We start from the raw sequence: 18,683 nt of genomic DNA, 5'->3' as shown, positions 1-18,683 counted from the left end.
GATTGCTTCGCGTTCCAGCTTCGAACGCGGGACGAAAAAAAAGCCGCTCCTCGGAGCGGCTTTTTTTATGCATTGAAGAAGCTGGGCCAGCAGATCAGCCGATCCGCTTCGCCAGTTCGACGGCCCGGCCGATGTACGAGCCGGGCGTCATCGCGAGCAGGCGGTCCTTCGCGTCCTGCGCAATCGCCAGGCCGCCAATGAAGCTCTGCAGCGCCTCGCGCGTGATGCCCTTGCCGCGCGTGAGCTCCTTCAGCTGCTCGTACGGATTCTCGATGCCGTAACGGCGCATCACGGTCTGCACCGGCTCGGCCAGCACTTCCCAGCAGTTGTCGAGGTCTTCGTTCAGACGCTGCGCATTCACTTCGAGCTTGTCGAGGCCGCGGATCAGCGAGTCGTACGCGAGCAGCGAGTAGCCGAACGCGACGCCGATGTTGCGCAGCACCGTCGAGTCGGTCAGGTCGCGCTGCCAGCGCGACACCGGCAGCTTGTCGGCGAGGTGACGCAACGTGGCGTTCGCGAGGCCGAGGTTGCCTTCCGAGTTTTCGAAGTCGATCGGGTTGACCTTGTGCGGCATCGTCGACGAACCGATTTCGCCGGCCTTCGTGCGCTGCTTGAAGTAGCCGAGCGAGATGTAGCCCCACACGTCGCGGTCCAGATCCAGCAGGATCGTGTTCGCGCGCGAGATCGCGTCGAACAGCTCGGCCATGTAGTCGTGCGGCTCGATCTGGATCGTGTACGGATTGAACGCGAGCTTCAGGCGGTTCTCGACGACGTCCTTCGAGAATGCTTCCCAGTCGAACTCCGGATACGCGGACAGGTGCGCGTTGAAGTTGCCGACCGCGCCGTTCATCTTGCCGAGCAGTTCGACCTTCGCGACCCGCTCGATCGCACGCGCGAGCCGCGCGGCGACGTTGGCGATTTCCTTGCCGAGCGTGGTCGGGCTGGCCGGCTGGCCGTGCGTGCGCGACAGCATCGGCTGGGCGGCTTGCGCGTGCGCGAGCGCGACGAGGCGTTGATGCACCGAGCGCAGCGCCGGCAGGATCACGTGTTCGCGCGCGCCGGCGAGCATCAGTCCGTGCGACGTGTTGTTGATGTCTTCCGACGTGCACGCGAAGTGGATGAACTCGCTCGCGCGCTCCAGTTCTTCATGGCCCTTCACCGATTCCTTCAGCCAGTATTCGACGGCCTTCACGTCGTGGTTCGTCACGCGCTCGATTTCCTTGATGCGCGCGGCATCGTGCGCGGTGAAGCGTTCGGCCAGTTGCAGCAGGAATTGCTCGGACGCCTCGGAGAAGCGCGGCACTTCAGCGAAGCCGGCGCGCGACAGCGCGATCAGCCAGTGGATTTCGACCGTCACGCGATTGCGCATGAAGGCGGCTTCCGAGAGCCAGTCGCGCAGGGCTTCGGTTTTGGCGGCGTAGCGGCCGTCGAGCGGGGAAAGCGCGTTCAGCGCGAACAGGGTGTCGGGGCGGGTGTCGGACATGATGAGGACCGGGTTGAAGCGGTTGAGCGCTCAGCGAGCGGGTCGGGAACGGAGGGAACCGTGGATTTTACCACTGTGACGCGATCGGCCCGCCCGGATGCGTCGGTCGCAATCCGCGCCGCTAGAATGCAGGCTTCTTCCCTCTCGACGGCAAGCGCAAGCGCATGGAACTGAAATGGCTCGAAGACTTCATTTCGCTCGCGGAAACGCGCAGCTTCAGCCGCTCGGCCGAGTTGCGCCACATCACGCAGCCGGCTTTCTCGCGCCGCATCCAGGCGCTCGAAGCGTGGCTCGGCACGGAACTGATCGACCGTTCTGTTTATCCGACGCGGCTCACGGCGGCCGGCCAGGTGTTCAACGAGCAGGCGCTCGCGATGCTGTCGCAATTCCACGAGGCGCGCGCGCTGCTGCGCGGCCACACGGCGACGCCGCAGGCGACGATCGAATTCGCGGTCCCCCACACGCTGTCGCTCACTTACTTCCCGCGCTGGCTGCAGCGCATCGAGGCGCAGATGGGCCCGATCCACACGCGGCTGCGCGCGCTGAACGTGCACGACGCGGCGCTCTCGCTGGTGGAAGGCGGCTGCGATCTGATGATGGGCTACCACCATCCGAGCCACCCGGTCGCGCTCGATCCGGCGCGCTACGACATGCTGACGCTCGGCCACGAGCCGATCAGCCCGTTCTCGGCGCCGGCCCGCGCGGGGCGGCCGCGTCACACGCTGCCAGGCTCGGCCGATGCGCCCGCGCCGTATCTGTCGTACACGCCGAACGCGTACCTCGGGCGCATGACCGAGGTGATTCTCGCGAACGCGCCGGAGCGCCTGTACCTCGACCGGCTCTACGAAACCGACATGGCCGAGGGGCTCAAGGCGATGGCGCTCGCTGGTCACGGCATCGCGTTTCTGCCGCATAGCGCGGTCGAAGATGCGGTGGCCGAAGGCCGGCTGATCCGCCTCGATCGCGCGACGCGCGGCACGCCCGAAGGGCAGCTGACGCTCAGCATGGAGATTCGCCTGTATCGCGACAAGCTCGCCGCGAAAAGCGACGACGCGCGCCAGATTCTCGTGCGCCAGTTGTGGGACGTGGTGTCGGAGGAACTCCGGCAGAGCGCCGCCTGAGCCGCGGCATAAAACTCAAACTCGAACCTGCGTCGCGACGACGCGAATTTGCGGCTTTGCGAACGTTATGCAAGAAAGACATAACGGGATAAGGAAACGGCATTGGATTTCGATACGGCGTTTTTCCACAATGCCCGTACTCGATCAAACGCCGGAGCGTTCATGTCATCCCAGCAACAAGCCGCAGAATCGGTACAAGCCGCCTCAACGTTGCAAGCCGTTCCCTCCTACCTCAATAAGGAAGACCTCGGCCCTTGGGGCAACTATCTGCGCCAGGTCGACCGCGTCGCGCCGTATCTCGGTTCGCTGTCCCGCTGGCTCGAAACCCTGAAACGCCCGAAGCGCATTCTCGTCGTCGACGTGCCCATCGAACTCGACAACGGCACGGTCGCGCACTTCGAGGGTTATCGCGTGCAACACAACGTGTCGCGCGGTCCGGGCAAGGGCGGCGTGCGTTATCACCAGGACGTTACGCTATCCGAAGTGATGGCGCTGTCCGCGTGGATGTCGGTGAAGAATGCGGCGGTGAACGTGCCGTACGGCGGCGCGAAGGGCGGCATCCGCGTCGATCCGCGCACGCTGTCGCGTGGCGAGCTCGAGCGCGTGACGCGCCGCTACACGAGCGAGATCGGCATCATCATCGGACCGAATACCGACATCCCCGCGCCGGACGTGAACACGAACGAGCAGATCATGGCGTGGATGATGGACACGTACTCGATGAATCAGGGCCAGACGGCCACCGGCGTCGTGACTGGCAAGCCGATCACGCTCGGCGGCTCGCTCGGCCGTCGCGAGGCGACCGGCCGCGGCGTGTTCGTGGTGGGCTGCGAAGCGGCTCGCCGCATCGGCTTCGACATCGAAGGCGCGCGTATCGCGGTGCAGGGCTTCGGCAACGTCGGCGGCATCGCCGCGCGTCTGTTCCAGGAGGCGGGCGCGAAGGTCGTCGCGGTGCAGGACCATACAGGCTCGGTGTACAAGTCCACCGGCATCGACGCGGTCGCGCTGCTCGACTACGTCGCGAAGACGGGCGGCGTCGGCGGTTTCCCCGAAGCGGACGCGATCACCGGTGATGAGTTCTGGACCGTCGAGTCGGACATCCTGATTCCGGCGGCGCTGGAAAATCAGATCACCGAAAAAAACGCCGGCAAGATCAAGACCAGGATCATCGTCGAGGGCGCGAACGGCCCGACCACCACGGCGGCGGACGACATCCTGCACGATCGCGGCATCCTCGTGATTCCGGACGTGGTCGCAAATGCCGGCGGTGTGACAGTGTCATATTTCGAATGGGTCCAGGACTTCTCGAGCTTCTTCTGGACCGAAGACGAGATCAACGAGCGCCTCGAGCGCGTGATGCGCGAAGCGTTCGCGGCGGTGTGGCAGGTGTCGAGCGAGCAGAACGTGTCGGTGCGCACGGCTGCGTTCATCGTCGCGTGTAAGCGGATTTTGCAGGCGCGCGAGATGCGCGGCTTGTATCCCTGATGGACCGTGTCCTATCTTGTTTGAAACGGCGGTGACGCGGCCCGGTATCCGGGCCGGGAGGCGCACACCGTCGAAACTTCGTGCATCAACGCGGTCCACAAGACGGCGTGTTTGACCGGCGGGCGGCATCCTATCGATGCCGCCCGCCTTCTCATATGCGCGAAACGGCCGTGCCGCGGCGCCGCGAGCCCATCGCGGCGTGCGCGCAACAGAATGGTTAATTGCGATACTTTCAGAAAAATTACTTTGTTACACTGGCGCCGGTTCTTGCCAAGGAGATCAGGATGAAGATTAAAAAAGCTGCGCTGCTGCTCGCGACTCTCGGACTGTTTACGGTTGGCGCGCATGCGCAAGACTCGGGCACGCTGAAAAAGATCAAGGATACGGGCGTCATTTCGCTGGGCCATCGCGAATCGTCGATCCCGTTCTCCTATTACGACGAAAAGCAGAACGTGATCGGCTACTCGCAGGATTACGCGATGAAGATCGTCGAGGCCGTCAAGCAGAAGCTGAACATGCCGAACCTGAAGGTGAAGCTCGTGCCGGTCACGTCGCAGAACCGCATTCCGCTCGTGCAGAACGGCACGGTCGACATCGAGTGCGGCTCCACCACGAATAACCTCGAGCGTCAGCAGCAGGCTGCCTTCACGAACACGATCTTCGTGATCGGCACGCGCCTGATGACCAAGAAAGATTCCGGCATCAAGGACTTCCCGGACCTGAAGGGCAAGACGGTCGTCACGACCGCCGGCACCACGTCCGAGCGCCTGCTTCGCAAGATGAACCAGGAGAAGAACATGGGCATGAACATCATCAGCGCGAAGGATCACGGCGAATCGTTCCTGACGCTGTCGACGGGCCGTGCCGCCGCGTTCATGATGGACGACGCGCTGCTCGCCGGCGAGCGCGCGAAGTCGAGCAACCCGGGCGATTTCGTGATCGTCGGCACGCCGCAATCGCGGGAGGCGTACGGCTGCATGCTGCGCAAGAACGACCCCGACTTCAAGAAGGTCGCCGATGACGCCATCGCGAAGGTGCAAACGTCGGGCGAAGGCGAACAGATCTACAAGCGCTGGTTCGAATCGCCGATCCCGCCGAAGGGCCTGAACCTGAACTTCCCGATGAGCGACGATATGCGTGCGCTGTTCAAAAATCCGAACGACAAGGCAATCGACTAAACCCTAGCTGCTTTTTCGACACTTTCGAAACGCTGAATGGAACGGAAGGGGCCACGCGCTTCTTCCGTTTCTTTTTGCCGGAGTCTTGGTCATGTCATATCACTGGAACTGGGGCATTCTGCTGAGTCCCGTCTCCACGGGCGAGCCCACCACCTATCTGGGCTGGCTGTTCTCAGGGCTGTGGGTGACGGTCACCGTGTCGCTGTCGGCATGGGTGATCGCGCTGATCGTCGGCTCGCTCTTCGGTGTGCTGCGCACGGTGCCCAACAAATGGGCGTCGGGCGTCGGCACCGTCTACGTCGCGATTTTCCGTAACATTCCGCTGATCGTGCAGTTCTTCATCTGGTATCTGGTGATACCCGAGCTGCTGCCCGTGTCGATCGGCAACTGGTTCAAGCAATTGCCGCCGGGCGCGCAGTTCTTCTCGTCGTCGATCGTGTGTCTGGGCCTCTTCACCGCCGCGCGCGTGTGCGAGCAGGTGCGCTCGGGCATCAACGCGTTGCCGCGCGGGCAGCGCGCGGCCGGTCTGGCGGTGGGCTTCACGCAGTGGCAGACGTATCGCTACGTGCTGCTGCCGGTCGCGTACCGCATCATCGTGCCGCCGCTCACCTCCGAGTTTCTGAACATCTTCAAGAACTCCGCGGTTGCCTCGACGATCGGTCTGCTCGATCTGTCCGCGCAGGCGCGCCAGCTCGTCGACTACACGTCGCAAACTTACGAGTCGTTCATCGCGGTCACGGTCGCATACATGCTGATCAATCTGATCGTGATGCAACTGATGCGCTGGGTCGAAGTGAAGGCCCGGCTGCCCGGCTATATCGGAGGAAAGTGATGCATCATTTCGACTGGAGCGGTATTCCGGGCGCGCTGCCTACGCTATGGACCGGCGCGATCATCACGTTCAAGATCACGCTGATCGCGATCGTATTCGGCATCATCTGGGGCACCATTCTCGCGATGTTTCGACTGTCGCCGATCAAGCCGCTCGGATGGTTCGCGCAGGCTTACGTGACGCTCTTCCGTTCGATCCCGCTCGTGATGGTGCTGCTGTGGTTCTTCCTGATCGTGCCGCAGGTGCTGCAAAGCGTGCTCGGTCTGTCGGCCGACATCGACATCCGGCTCGCCTCGGCGATGGTCGCGTTCTCGCTGTTCGAGGCCGCGTATTATTCGGAGATCATCCGCGCTGGCATTCAGGCGGTGCCGCGTGGTCAGGTCAACGCGTCGTTCGCGCTCGGCATGACCTATGGGCAGGCGATGCGCCTGATCGTGCTGCCGCAGGCGTTCCGCGCGATGGTGCCGCTGCTGCTCACGCAGGGTATCGTGCTGTTTCAGGATACGTCGCTCGTCTACGTGATCAGCCTCGCCGACTTCTTCCGCACGGCTACGAATATTGGCGATCGTGACGGCACGAACGTCGAGATGGTACTGTTCGCGGGCGCGTGTTATTTCGTGATCTGCGTGATCGCGTCGAGCCTCGTCAAAGGTCTTCAGAAAAAGGTCGCAAGATGATCTCTATCAAGAATGTTTCGAAGTGGTACGGCCATTTCCAGGTGCTGACCGACTGCACGACGGAAGTCAAAAAGGGCGAAGTGGTCGTGGTGTGCGGGCCGTCCGGTTCGGGCAAGTCCACGCTGATCAAGACCGTCAACGGACTCGAGCCGTTCCAGAAGGGCGAGATCGTCATCAACGGCCAGTCACTGACCGACAAGAAAACCAATCTGTCGAAGCTGCGCTCGAAGGTCGGCATGGTGTTCCAGCACTTCGAACTGTTTCCGCATCTGTCGATCGTGCAGAACCTGACGCTCGCGCAGGTCAAGGTGCTCGGCCGCTCGAACGACGAGGCGACCGCGAAGGCCCTGAAGCTGCTCGATCGCGTCGGTCTGCGCGCACATGCGGACAAGTATCCGGGGCAGCTGTCCGGTGGTCAGCAGCAGCGCGTGGCGATTGCGCGTGCGCTCTCCATGGACCCGATCGCGATGCTGTTCGACGAGCCGACCTCGGCGCTCGATCCGGAGATGATCAACGAAGTGCTCGACGTGATGGTCGAACTCGCGCAGGAAGGCATGACGATGATGTGCGTGACGCACGAAATGGGCTTCGCGAAGAAGGTCGCGCATCGCGTGATTTTCATGGACAAGGGTTTGATCGTCGAAGACGACCGCAAGGAAGACTTCTTCGCGAATCCGAAGTCGGATCGCGCGAAGGATTTTCTCGCGAAGATTCTGCACTGAGGGTGGGTGCGCAGGCCTCGTTTCGGGGCTCGCGCGGGACGAAAAAAAGCCGCTCCGTGGAGCGGCTTTTTGTTTCGCACGCGTAGGGTGACGCGGCGGCTTACGACTCGAACGCTGCCGTGTCATCGGCGGCTTCGAGATCGGTTTCGCTGTCGGGTGAAAGCGTGGTTGCGCTCGTGCCCACCGCGTGCGCGCCGTTCGACGCCGCGATCGTCGTGGCAGACGCCGATGCGTCGAGTGCCGGATTGCGCAACTTTTCGAGCACCGACTGCGGCACCGGGATATTGGCGCGGCCGATCACGTCGCCATGCTGGAACATCAGCAGATCGCCGGGCTTGAACGCGGTCCACACTTCGTTGTCGGTCAGCGGCTTGGTCGCGATGACTGCGACGCGGTCTTCGGGTGTCGTGTATTTGGCGAAATCGATCGACACGTCCGCGTCGACCAGATGCGCGGTCGAAAACGGCCAGCGACGCACGACGTAATGCAGATGCGTCGAGCAATGCGCGAACAGGGCCTGGCCGTTAGACATCAGGAAATTGAACACGCCGTACTGCGTGATTTCACGCGTGAGCGTCTCGAGCGCGGCGAACAGCTCGTGAAGCGGCGGCTGCTGCGCGCCCGGAAAAGCCTTACGCAAACCTTCCAGCAGCGCGCAGAACGAGAGTTCGCTGTCGGTCGTGCCGACCGGCTGATACACGCCGTTCAGTTCCGGCGCGTAAGCCTGCAGATCGCCGTTATGCGCGAAGATCCAGTGACGCCCCCACAGTTCGCGCATGAACGGGTGGCAGTTTTCGAGCAGGATGTGCCCTTGCGTCGCCTTGCGGATGTGCGCGATCGTGTTTTTCGATTTGATCGGATAGCGCTTGACCATCTCGGCGATCGGCGACGTGGCCGACGATTGATGATCGATGAACAAGCGGCACGCCTTGTCTTCAAAGAAAGCGATGCCCCAGCCGTCGGCGTGGTGATCGGTGACGCCGCCACGCGCCGCAAAGCCGGTAAAGGAAAACGTGACGTCCGTCGGCGCGGCGCAGTTCATTCCGAGAAGTTGGCACATGTTGCAGGTGAGCCTGTGAACGGAGCGAGCCGTTACAATGATGATCTTCCAAGCATATCACCGAGCCGGAGACGCCAAATAGCGAAATTGACATGTGTTTGGGCCGCTACAACGCGGTTTGACCGGTCGATCAGCGAGGCGCGCGAAGTCTCGTATTCCTGCCATGACTGCTTCCAACGTTTCCCCCGATTCCGTCACACTGGTCCGTCCGGACGACTGGCATCTGCACGTGCGCGACGGCGCGATGCTCGCGGCCGTGCTGCCTGACACCGCGCGCCAGTTCGGTCGCGCGATCATCATGCCGAACCTGAAGCCGCCGGTCACGACGACCGCGATGGCGAAGGCATATCGCGAGCGCATCATCGCCGCGATTCCCGAGGGCGCGAAATTCGAGCCGCTGATGACGCTGTACCTGACCGACAACACGCCGCCCGACGAGATCCGCCGCGCGCGCGAGAGCGGCTTCGTGCACGGCGTGAAGCTGTACCCGGCGGGCGCGACGACGAACTCCGACGCGGGCGTCACCGATCTGATGAAGTGCGCGAAGACGCTGGAAGTGATGCAGGAAGTCGGCATGCCGCTGCTCGTGCATGGCGAGGTGACCGATTCGGACATCGATCTGTTCGATCGCGAAAAGGTCTTCATCGATCGCGTGATGATGCCGCTGCGCCGCGCATTTCCGGCGCTGAAGGTCGTGTTCGAGCACATCACGACGAAGGACGCGGCCGACTACGTCCGCGAAGCGGGCGTCGCGCCGGAACTGCTTGGCGCTACGATCACCGCGCACCATCTGCTGTACAACCGCAACGCGATTTTCCAGGGCGGCATCCGTCCGCATTACTACTGCCTGCCGGTGCTCAAACGCGAGACGCATCGCGTCGCGCTGGTCGAGGCGGCGACCTCGGGCGATCCGCGCTTCTTCCTCGGCACCGACAGCGCGCCGCATCCGAAGGGGCTGAAGGAACACGCGTGCGGTTGCGCGGGCTGCTACACCGCGCTGCACGCGCTCGAGCTCTATACCGAAGCATTCGAGAAGGCCGGCGCGCTCGACAAGCTCGAAGGCTTCGCGAGCTTCCATGGTCCGGACTTCTACCGTCTGCCGCGCAATACGGAGAAGGTCACGCTGCGTCGCGAGGAATGGACGCTGCCGGCCGAGCTGCCGGCCGGCGATACGCCGGTCGTGCCGCTGCGAGGCGGGGAGTCGATTGGCTGGCGTCTCGTTTGAGGCTGCGGTAGATGCGGGAGCGTGAGGCGGGGCAGCGCGCTGCCAATATTGATAAGGCGGCGAAAGCGGGCTCCGCGGCAGACCATGAAGCCGCGGCGACCAAAGCTGCGCGCGGCATGGCACCCGAGCCTCTGCCACCGTGCTTCGCCGCAATCGACTGGTCGAAGCCGTGGTTCGCGCAATTCGCCACACGCGGTCAGCGTTGGCAGCAAGCCGCGCTGACCGGCTACGCGGACCTTCTCGCCGCGATGAACGCCGACGCCGCCCAGATGCAACAGACCACCGGCCGCGGCCAGCCTCTTGCGTTCATCGCGCAGGACGACCTGCCACCGGGTGCCGCGTACGAGGGGCATATAGCGTCGACCGGTTGCGTGCCGACGCGCCACAATCTGCACGACTTCTTCAACGGTTCGATGTGGTTCGCGTTTCCGCGCATCAAGGCGGCGCTGAACGCGCGCCAGTCGGCGGAACTCGACGTGCTCGGCGTCGGCCCGACGCGTGGCGGTGTGCGCGACATGCTGACCCTCTTCGACGAAAACGCGCTGCTGTTCGCTTGCGCCGATTCTTCGCTGAGCGCCGCGCTACGCGGCTTCGAGTGGCAGACGCTGTTTGTCGCGTGGCGCGATGCGTGGGGGCGGAGCTGCGAAGTGCGGTGCTTCGGCCATGCGCTGCTCGAAAAGCTGATCGCGCCGTTCAAGGGCTGCACCGGCCATGCATGGATCGTCGACGTTCCGGCAGAGTATTTCGAATGGGACACCCCGACGCGCGACGCATACCTCGATGAAGCCGTCAGCGCGGCGCTGCTCGGCCCCGACGCTTTGACGAGCCGCATGTTCGCGCCGCTGCCGGTGCTCGGCATTCCGGGCTGGTGGCCCGAGAACGAATCGCCGGCGTTCTACGACGACACGTCCGTGTTCCGCACGGGGCGGCGCAAGCGCTAGGCGCTTCCAAGTTCGGTGTTAAAATTCGCGCCAGCAAAGCAGGCCAGGCAGTCGCGGCCTCGACGGCTTCGGCCAACGAGGGCGAGGAAAGTCCGGACTCCACAGGGCAGGGTGATGGCTAACGGCCATCCGTGGCGACACGCGGAACAGGGCAACAGAAAGCAAACCGCCGATGGCCCGGCGCAAGTCGGGATCAGGTAAGGGTGAAACGGTGCGGTAAGAGCGCACCGCGGCTGTCGCAAGGCAGACCGGCACGGTAACCTCCACCCGGAGCAATTCCAAGTAGGCAGGCGCGCATCTTCGCGATGCAGGACGGGGCCCCCGTCTCGTCTGCGGGTAGGAAGCTTGAGCGCGTCAGTAATGGCGCGCCTAGAGGAATGGCTGCCACGCGGGTCGAGTCTTCGGGCGCGGCGCGTGCACAGAATCCGGCTTATCGGCCTGCTTTGCCGCTGAATAAGGAAAGCCGGCGTCCGTTGGGACGCCGGCTTTTTCATTTGGGGCGGGGTGGCGGCCGTCGCCGCCATCGCTTTCGCGCTCAGAGCGCGACGATGTCGAACGAATGCGTGAGCTCGGCGGTCTTCGCGATCATGATCGACGCCGAGCAGTATTTGTCGTGCGAGAGGTTGATCGCGCGCTCGACGGTCGCCGGGTTCAGATTCTTGCCCGTCACCGTGAAGTGGAAGTGGATCTTCGTGAACACCTTCGGATCTTCGCTCGCGCGCTCGGCCTTCAGCGTCACCGAGCAGCCGGCGATCTCCTGGCGGCTCTTCTTCAGGATCATCACGACGTCGTAGGCGGTGCAGCCGCCGGTGCCGAGCAGCACCATTTCCATCGGGCGCGGCGCGAGGTTGCGTCCGCCACCCTCGGGTGCGCCGTCCATCGCGACCAGATGACCGCTGCCCGTCTCGGCCGCGAACGCCATCCCGTCTTGTCCCATCCAGCTTACTTTGCATTCCATGCTGTCACTCCCACCGCGCATCGCTTTGTCGAGACGGCATTGTAGCCCGGTGTCTGACGATTGGCGCACGCTGAGCGCATCCCGCGTCCATGCACGGCGATTGCTTTCTTGTTGCGGTGCGGAATGGGCGGGCGGTTCCAGAATTCCTCGGGCAGTTTAGGGTCCTTACTCTTGGGCATGCCTGATGCGATTCGAATTCTTTGGCCTTTAGTGCTTGATCCAAAAGGAGTTTCGTCAAATGTCCTCCGTGCATCGAATCTGTCACATTATGAAAACTCATTTCACAATGCAAATCTTCTTGCGTTGCACAAGGGTGACTCTTATAATCTACTCCATCGTTGCAGCAGTTCTGCAACCTCCGCTGTCTCCTCCACCTCCTCCTTTGGTGGATTAAACCCGAGCCGCTCGTTCGGGTTTTTTTCGCCCCCGTTTGTCAGGCGTTTCGCCCCGTTTCCTGGCCGCTCGCGGCGAGCGCATCGCACGTTTTGACTTGCCAGCACAAATTCCTTTATAATTCAGGGCTTTTCCGCATCCGCGCCCGCGGAAGAAGAACCAGGGAGAGCCTGCACGCGCCTCGATGCGCACACTACAAGCAGGAAAGAACACATTGGGCGCAGCAATTTTTTTGGATCGATCATGAAGACGTTTTCCGCAAAAGCCCATGAGGTGACGCGCGAATGGTACGTGATTGACGCGACGGATAAGGTTCTCGGGCGTGTCGCCAGCGAAGTGGCACACCGTCTTCGCGGCAAGCACAAGCCTGAATTCACTCCCCACGTCGACACCGGTGATTTCATCATCGTCATCAACGCCGGCAAGCTGAAGGTCACGGGCAACAAGGTTACCGACAAGAAGTACTACCGTCACTCGGGCTACCCGGGCGGTATCTATGAAACGACGTTCGGCAAGATGCAGGAACGCTTCCCGGGCCGTGCGCTCGAGAAAGCGGTCAAGGGCATGCTGCCGAAGGGTCCGCTCGGCTACGCGATGATCAAGAAGCTGAAGGTCTACGCTGACGCAACGCATCCGCATTCGGCACAACAGCCGAAGGCGCTCGAGATCTAAGGGGAGCCCACATGATCGGTAACTGGAATTACGGCACGGGCCGCCGCAAGAGCGCCGTCGCTCGCGTGTTCATCAAGGCAGGCAAGGGCGACATCGTTGTGAACGGCAAGCCCATCGCCGACTACTTCTCGCGCGAAACGTCGCTGATGATCGTGCGTCAACCGCTGGAGCTCACGAACCACGGTGTCACGTTCGACATCAAGGTCAACGTGACCGGCGGCGGTGAAACGGGGCAAGCCGGTGCGGTTCGCCACGGCATCACCCGCGCGCTGATGGACTACGACGCAACGCTGAAGCCGCAACTGTCGAAGGCTGGCTTCGTCACGCGTGACGCTCGTGAAGTCGAACGTAAGAAGGTCGGCTTCCACAAGGCGCGTCGCCGCAAGCAATTCTCGAAGCGTTAATCGTTTCGGGCGCGAACCGGCCTTCACGCCGGTTTGCAGCAAAAGCCGCCAACGCCACGCGCGAAGGCGGCTTTTTTTATGGTTCGCCGGGGTTCGCGGGCCGATCTCGTTCGCCCAAGCGGCATCGGCTCGCCTTGCATCGACCTTGCAGCAAGAACCCATTGATTTTGTGGGCTTCAGCACGATATCCGGAACAGCCCTACAATATCGGCTAAAGCTATTTGGAGAGTTCGAATGAACGCAGTCACCGACACCCCCGTGACCGAGATGCCGGCCCCCTTCGTCTTCACCGACGCAGCGGCTGACAAGGTCAAGCAACTGATCGATGAGGAAGGCAACCCGGAGCTCAAGCTGCGCGTGTTCGTGCAGGGCGGCGGCTGCTCGGGCTTCCAGTACGGCTTCACGTTTGATGAAGCGATCAACGAAGACGACACCGTGATGAACAAGAGCGGCGTCCAGCTGCTGATCGACTCGATGAGCTACCAGTACCTGGTCGGCGCAGAGATCGACTACAAGGACGACATCAACGGCGCGCAGTTCGTCATCAAAAACCCGAACGCGAGCACGACCTGCGGTTGCGGTTCGTCGTTCTCGGTCTGAGCGGACAGGCTCTTCGTGCCACAGTGAAAACGGTGCCTCGGCGCCGTTTTTTTATTGTTTTCGCGCCGCAGAGGCAACCCGCGACATCAAGAGGCGTGGGTTTGTTCGCATCTGCCTTTTCTCAGCGCGGATAAATAGCCCCCAACACCCGCTCCGCGGATGCCCCCGTCACGCTTGGCAGACTGCCCGGCAGACGCGCGATGCAGCGCATCGCGAGCCACGCGAACGCGAGCGGCTCGACCTGGCTCGGCGGCACGCCGAGCGCGTCGGTCGTCATCACGGGCACGCCGCTTACGCCGCTGTCTTCGAGCGCCTGCTGCAACGCCTTCATGATCTCCGGATTGCGCGCGCCGCCGCCGCACACGTACACGGCCCGCGCATCGGATGCATGCCGCTCAATCTCGCGCGCGACCGTCACCGCGGTCAGCGCGACGAGCGTCGCCTGTACGTCGGCTGGTGCGAGCGCGGAGAACGGCTCGAGCTTCGCATCGAGCCATGCGGTGTTGAACAGATCGCGGCCGGTGCTCTTGGGCGGCTGCTCCGCGAAGAATGGTTCGTCGAGCAACGCGTTCAGCAGCTTGCGATCGACCTGGCCAGTCGCCGCGAAATGACCGTTTTCGTCGAATGGCTTGCCGAGCTGGCGCTCGGCCCACGCGTCGAGCAGCGCGTTCGCCGGCCCGCAGTCGAAGCCGCGTACGCCGCCGGTCGCGTTCAGGATCGTGATGTTGCTGATTCCGCCAAGATTGCAGACGACGCGCGTTTCGTCCTTCGCACCGAAGATCGTCGCGTGAAAAGCGGGCACGAGCGGCGCGCCCTGGCCGCCTGCCGCGACGTCGCGGCTGCGGAAATCGGCGACCACGTCGATATGGAGCATTTCCGCGAGCAGCGCCGGGTTGTTGATCTGTCGCGTATACCCCTTTTCCGGCCGATGCCGCACGGTCTGCCCATGCACGCCGATCGCACGGACGTCATCGGCCGATACGCGGCTGTCGCGCAGCAGATCGTGGCAGCACACCGTGTAGCGCGTCGCGAGCGCGTTGGCGGCGAGCGCCTCGCGCTCGATCTCGTTGTCCCCCGGCTGTTGCAGCGCGAACAGCGCTTCGCGGATGCCGGCCGAAAAGCCGACGAACGCCTCGGCCAGCACCTCGGGCGGCTTCCCATTGGCAAACCGGACGGCCACGCCGTCCACACCGTCCATGCTGGTTCCCGACATCAGTCCGAAATAGATGCCGTCTGCGGGATCTTGCGCCACGTCGCTGCTCCTGTCGATGTTCATTCCGATTCGTTGTAGCAGATTATCGGCGCAAACGGCGAAGGTGACGCGAGCCGCAACGAATTGGCCCGTCGCGGGGCCGTGCGGGGCGCGTGAGTGGGCGCGGCGGCGCGCATCTATGGGACAATCCTGTTTTTTCGCGACTTCACGTTTCCAGCATGAGCACCGAGTCCACCCAGCCCAATCCCGCTTCCGCCTTCCCGATCACCGACGAAGTCCGTCACGCGCTCGCCGTGACCAGGCGCGGCGTCGACGAACTGCTGATCGAAGACGAATTCGCGCAAAAGCTCGCGCGCAGCGCGGCGACGGCCAAGCCGCTGCGCATCAAGCTCGGGCTCGATCCGACTGCACCCGACATCCACATCGGCCACACGGTCGTGCTGAACAAGATGCGCCAGTTGCAGGACCTCGGCCACACGGTGATTTTCCTGATCGGCGACTTCACGTCGCTGATCGGCGACCCGTCCGGGCGCAACGCGACCCGCCCGCCGCTCACGCGCGAGCAGATCGAATCGAACGCGAAGACCTATTTCGAGCAAGCCGCGCTCGTGCTCGATCGCGACAAGACCGAGATTCGCTACAACAGTGAATGGTCGATGCCGCTAGGCGCCGACGGCATGATCAAGCTTGCGTCGCGCTACACGGTCGCTCGCATTCTCGAGCGCGAGGACTTCACGAAGCGCTTCCAGGGCGGCGTGCCGATCTCGATCCACGAATTCCTGTACCCGCTGATGCAGGGCTACGACTCGGTCGCGCTGAACGCGGACCTGGAGCTCGGCGGCACGGATCAGAAGTTCAACCTGCTGGTTGGTCGCGAGTTGCAGAAGCAGTACGGCCAGGAGCAGCAGTGCATCCTGACGATGCCGCTGCTCGAAGGGCTCGACGGCGTCGAGAAGATGTCGAAGTCGAAGAACAACTACATCGGCATCAGCGAAAAGCCGACCGACATGTTCGGCAAGCTGATGAGCATCTCCGACACGCTGATGTGGCGGTACTTCGAACTGCTGTCGTTCCGTCCGATGGACGAAATCGCCGGCTTCAGGCGCGAGGCCGACGCGGGCCGTAATCCGCGCGATTTCAAGGTGATGCTCGGCCAGGAAATCGTCGCGCGTTTCCACTCGCAGGCGGACGCCGAACGCGCGCTCGAGGACTTCAACCATCGCGCGAAGGGCGGCGTGCCCGACGACATCCCGGCCGTGACGCTCGCGGGCGCACCGCTCGCGATCGGCCAGTTGCTGAAGCAGGCGAACCTCGTACCGTCGACGAGCGAGGCGCTGCGCAACATCGAGCAAGGCGGCGTGAAGATCGACGGCACCGCGGTGTCCGACAAGGGCCTGAAGGTCGAAGCGGGCGAGTACGTCGTGCAGGTCGGCAAGCGCCGTTTCGCGCGCGTGACGCTGACGGCGTGATCGCGCTGATCCAACGCGTGCGGCGCGCCGAAGTGCGCGTCGCCGATCGCGTGACCGGCGCGATCGACGCGGGCCTGCTCGCGCTCATCTGCGCGGAGCGCGGCGACACCGAGGCCACGGCCGACAAGCTGCTCGCCAAGGTGCTCGGTTACCGCGTGTTCAGCGACGCGGCCGGCAAGATGAACCTGTCGGTGCAGAATATCGACGGCGCCGGACGCGCGGGCGGCCTGCTGCTCGTGTCGCAGTTCACGCTCGCGGCCGATACCAACAGCGGCCTGCGCCCGAGCTTCACGCCAGCCGCGCCGCCCGACGAGGGCAAGCGCCTGTTCGACTACTTCGTCGCGGCCGCGCGCGCGAAGCATCCGATCGTCGAGACTGGCGAGTTCGGCGCGGATATGCAGGTGTCGCTCGTCAACGACGGGCCGGTCACGTTCTGGTTGCAGACCAACGCGTAAAAGAACGCAAACGTTCGAGCATGCCGTCGCCGCAGGCGAGCCGTGCCGCTGCTTTTTGCGACAATAGTCGCTCGACACAACCGCGAACGGCACCTCTCTCATGACGACGCAGATCCTGTTTATCCGGCACGGCGAGACCGACTGGAACCGCATCAAGCGCATTCAAGGCCACATCGACATTCCGCTTGCGACGACCGGCGTCGCGCAGGCGCGACGTCTCGCGCAGCGCCTCGCCGACGAGGCGAAGCAGGGCGCGCGGCTCGACGCGATCTATTCGAGCGACTTGCAGCGCGCGCAGCAGACCGCGCAGCCGATCGGCGAGGCGCTTGGCCTGCCGCTGCAGTCGCGCGAGAACTTGCGCGAGCGCTCGTACGGCGCGTTCCAGGGCCATGACAGCGACGAGATCGCGCTGCGTTTCCCCGACGAATACGCGCAGTGGCAAACCCGCGATCCCGGCTTTGCGCCGCCCGAGGGCGAGTCGCACCGCGTGTTCTACCACCGCATCGTGCATGCGATCGAGCCGCTCGTCGCCGCGCATCCGGGTGGGCGCATCGCCTGTGTCACGCATGGTGGCGTGCTCGACTGCGTGCGCCGCTTTGCAACCGGCATGCGGCTCGACGCACCGCGCGACTACCCGCTGCTGAACACCAGCCTGAACGTCGTCGATTACGGGGACGGTCGCGCGACGATCGTGTCGTGGGCGGACGTAACGCATCTCGACGGGGGCAGCGCCGACGATGATGGTTTCAGGAAGGGACCGGGGCGGTAAGCAAAGGCGGGCAATGGCCCGAGACGCGTGGCGCAATCAATCCTGCTCCCGCACCGCCGCCGCCGCGCGCCGCCGAGCCCGCTTCGATACTCCATTGACCAGCGCCCAGCGGATCACCGGCGCGACGACCCGCACGGCAGGCCGCGCGAAGATTCGACGCAGCGCCGCGTGGCGATTCAAGCCGAGCATCGTCTGCGCCCAGTCGGGCAACAGATCGACCCCCGCGTTGAGCATCAGCGTGCCGGCGGGTCGCATCGCGAAGCTCGGTGCCGGCGCGTTCATCAGAATCCTCACGACTTCGCGCGTGCGCTCGCTCGCGACGAGCGCGGGCCGCATCGCGAGCAGGTACGCCTCGATCTCGGCGCGCGAGCGCGGAATATCGACGGCGCCGAGCATTTCCGCGATGCGCGCGGTTTCCGCGAAGTATTGATCCTGCGCCGCGACGGACAGCACCGGATTCACATAGCGCAGGTGCGCGGTCATGAAGCTCGACACTTCCGCGACGTGCACCCACGTCAGCAGCGCGGGCTCGCTCGCGCGATACGACTGGCCGTCCGGTGCGACGCCGGTCACGTCGAGATGAATGCGCTTCACGCGCTCGATCAGCGCGAGCGCATCGTTCTTGCTGCCGTACGTCGTGCCGGCGATGAACGTCGCCGTGCGACGCAGCCGGCCCAGGATGTCGGTGCGAAAGCTCGAGTGATCCCAGACGCCCGCGAGCGCGAGCGGATGCAGCGCCTGAAGCAGCAGCGCGCTGATGCCGCCGGTCATCATCGACGTGAAGTCGGCGTGGACCTTCCAGCAGACGGAGTCCGGCCCGAACAGACCGGGGTCGCCCGGCGGCGACGAGTAGTCGAGCACCGGTCCGCTGCCGGTCGTCAGATGCGTGACGCCGGAGGCGAGCTTCGAGCGCAGGCGGTGGGTGAGGCGCTGCGTGAAATTGCCGGACGGGTCGCCGGCGGGATTGACAGGTGAACGATTGGAAGGGCCGGGTTGCTGGGTCTGGTCTGACATCCTGGTCGGCCT

At 63.7% G+C, this 18,683-nt stretch carries 19 protein-coding genes and 1 other RNA gene; 15 read left to right on the top strand and 5 right to left on the bottom strand.

Annotated features, from left to right (window positions below):
- Window positions 1-94: 94 nt before the first annotated feature.
- Window positions 95-1,483: an adenylosuccinate lyase gene (gene purB / locus F6X40_RS13515; protein WP_187628206.1), complete on the bottom strand. Its 1,389-nt coding sequence runs from the start codon at window positions 1,481-1,483 to the stop codon at window positions 95-97.
- A 164-nt stretch (window positions 1,484-1,647) separates the two neighbouring features.
- Here purB and F6X40_RS13510 point away from each other — a divergent pair, with 164 nt between their 5' ends.
- The 6 genes from F6X40_RS13510 (at window position 1,648) to F6X40_RS13485 (ending at window position 7,498) form a co-directional block, all read left to right on the top strand.
- Entirely contained in the window at window positions 1,648-2,604 is a 957-nt protein-coding gene (locus F6X40_RS13510; protein WP_187628205.1) for a LysR family transcriptional regulator, read from the top strand.
- Between the two features lie 162 nt (window positions 2,605-2,766).
- Window positions 2,767-4,089 carry a Glu/Leu/Phe/Val family dehydrogenase gene (locus tag F6X40_RS13505; RefSeq protein ID WP_184022933.1) on the top strand — a complete coding sequence of 441 codons (1,323 nt, stop codon included), beginning with the start codon at window positions 2,767-2,769 and terminating at the stop codon, window positions 4,087-4,089.
- 284 nt (window positions 4,090-4,373) lie between these two features.
- The gene (locus F6X40_RS13500; protein WP_184022934.1) at window positions 4,374-5,267 is read left to right on the top strand and encodes a glutamate/aspartate ABC transporter substrate-binding protein; all 894 of its coding nucleotides are present in this window, start codon (window positions 4,374-4,376) and stop codon (window positions 5,265-5,267) included.
- A 91-nt stretch (window positions 5,268-5,358) separates the two neighbouring features.
- A complete protein-coding gene (locus F6X40_RS13495) occupies window positions 5,359-6,099 on the top strand; it encodes an amino acid ABC transporter permease (protein WP_184066728.1) in 741 nt (246 codons plus the stop codon).
- Window positions 6,099-6,776 (top strand): glutamate/aspartate ABC transporter permease GltK, encoded by a 678-nt coding sequence (gene gltK, locus F6X40_RS13490; RefSeq protein WP_018421788.1) that lies wholly within the window; start codon window positions 6,099-6,101, stop codon window positions 6,774-6,776. Before F6X40_RS13495 ends, gltK begins: the two co-directional genes overlap by 1 nt.
- Window positions 6,773-7,498, top strand: a complete 726-nt coding sequence (locus tag F6X40_RS13485) for an amino acid ABC transporter ATP-binding protein (protein WP_090801826.1) — start codon at window positions 6,773-6,775, stop codon at window positions 7,496-7,498. The genes gltK and F6X40_RS13485 overlap by 4 nt, the downstream gene beginning before the upstream one ends.
- 100 nt (window positions 7,499-7,598) lie before the next feature.
- Here F6X40_RS13485 and F6X40_RS13480 read toward each other — a convergent pair whose 3' ends face one another.
- Complete coding sequence (locus F6X40_RS13480; protein ID WP_184050901.1) at window positions 7,599-8,558, bottom strand: class II glutamine amidotransferase; 960 nt, start codon at window positions 8,556-8,558, stop codon at window positions 7,599-7,601.
- A 163-nt stretch (window positions 8,559-8,721) separates the two neighbouring features.
- On the opposite strand from F6X40_RS13480, the gene pyrC reads away from it, so the two are divergent.
- From pyrC to rnpB, 3 genes are all read left to right on the top strand, one after another.
- A complete protein-coding gene (pyrC, locus tag F6X40_RS13475; RefSeq protein ID WP_184066722.1) occupies window positions 8,722-9,783 on the top strand; it encodes a dihydroorotase in 1,062 nt (353 codons plus the stop codon).
- An 11-nt stretch (window positions 9,784-9,794) separates the two neighbouring features.
- Entirely contained in the window at window positions 9,795-10,724 is a 930-nt protein-coding gene (locus tag F6X40_RS13470) for a DUF3025 domain-containing protein (protein ID WP_187628204.1), read from the top strand.
- A 35-nt stretch (window positions 10,725-10,759) separates the two neighbouring features.
- An RNA gene (gene rnpB, locus F6X40_RS13465) (RNase P RNA component class A) lies at window positions 10,760-11,173 on the top strand.
- A gap of 86 nt (window positions 11,174-11,259) precedes the next feature.
- On the opposite strand, the gene F6X40_RS13460 is transcribed toward rnpB, so the two are convergent.
- Entirely contained in the window at window positions 11,260-11,682 is a 423-nt protein-coding gene (locus F6X40_RS13460) for an OsmC family protein (protein ID WP_026226035.1), read from the bottom strand.
- Between the two features lie 636 nt (window positions 11,683-12,318).
- On the opposite strand from F6X40_RS13460, the gene rplM reads away from it, so the two are divergent.
- From rplM to erpA, 3 genes are all read left to right on the top strand, one after another.
- A complete protein-coding gene (gene rplM, locus F6X40_RS13455; RefSeq protein ID WP_013090508.1) occupies window positions 12,319-12,747 on the top strand; it encodes a 50S ribosomal protein L13 in 429 nt (142 codons plus the stop codon).
- 11 nt (window positions 12,748-12,758) lie between these two features.
- A complete protein-coding gene (rpsI, locus tag F6X40_RS13450; RefSeq protein ID WP_184066716.1) occupies window positions 12,759-13,151 on the top strand; it encodes a 30S ribosomal protein S9 in 393 nt (130 codons plus the stop codon).
- Between the two features lie 234 nt (window positions 13,152-13,385).
- A complete protein-coding gene (gene erpA, locus F6X40_RS13445) occupies window positions 13,386-13,751 on the top strand; it encodes an iron-sulfur cluster insertion protein ErpA (protein WP_027198818.1) in 366 nt (121 codons plus the stop codon).
- A gap of 121 nt (window positions 13,752-13,872) precedes the next feature.
- Here the strand turns inward: erpA and F6X40_RS13440 are convergent, their stop codons facing one another.
- On the bottom strand, window positions 13,873-15,003 hold the full coding sequence (locus F6X40_RS13440; protein ID WP_187628246.1) for an anhydro-N-acetylmuramic acid kinase: 1,131 nt from the start codon (window positions 15,001-15,003) through the stop codon (window positions 13,873-13,875).
- A 179-nt stretch (window positions 15,004-15,182) separates the two neighbouring features.
- Between F6X40_RS13440 and tyrS the strand changes: the two genes are divergently transcribed.
- From tyrS to F6X40_RS13425, 3 genes are all read left to right on the top strand, one after another.
- Entirely contained in the window at window positions 15,183-16,433 is a 1,251-nt protein-coding gene (gene tyrS, locus F6X40_RS13435; protein WP_184022940.1) for a tyrosine--tRNA ligase, read from the top strand.
- Window positions 16,430-16,888, top strand: a complete 459-nt coding sequence (gene dtd / locus F6X40_RS13430) for a D-aminoacyl-tRNA deacylase (protein WP_187628203.1) — start codon at window positions 16,430-16,432, stop codon at window positions 16,886-16,888. The genes tyrS and dtd overlap by 4 nt, the downstream gene beginning before the upstream one ends.
- Window positions 16,889-16,988: 100 nt before the next feature.
- Window positions 16,989-17,657 (top strand): histidine phosphatase family protein, encoded by a 669-nt coding sequence (locus F6X40_RS13425; protein WP_187628202.1) that lies wholly within the window; start codon window positions 16,989-16,991, stop codon window positions 17,655-17,657.
- A gap of 36 nt (window positions 17,658-17,693) precedes the next feature.
- Here the strand turns inward: F6X40_RS13425 and F6X40_RS13420 are convergent, their stop codons facing one another.
- Entirely contained in the window at window positions 17,694-18,671 is a 978-nt protein-coding gene (locus F6X40_RS13420) for an oxygenase MpaB family protein (protein ID WP_184066704.1), read from the bottom strand.
- Window positions 18,672-18,683 lie beyond the last annotated feature (12 nt).

Source organism: Paraburkholderia sp. UCT31 (assembly GCF_014397655.1).
Taxonomy (GTDB): domain Bacteria; phylum Pseudomonadota; class Gammaproteobacteria; order Burkholderiales; family Burkholderiaceae; genus Paraburkholderia; species Paraburkholderia tuberum.
This window is presented reverse-complemented; position numbering and strand designations above follow the sequence as displayed.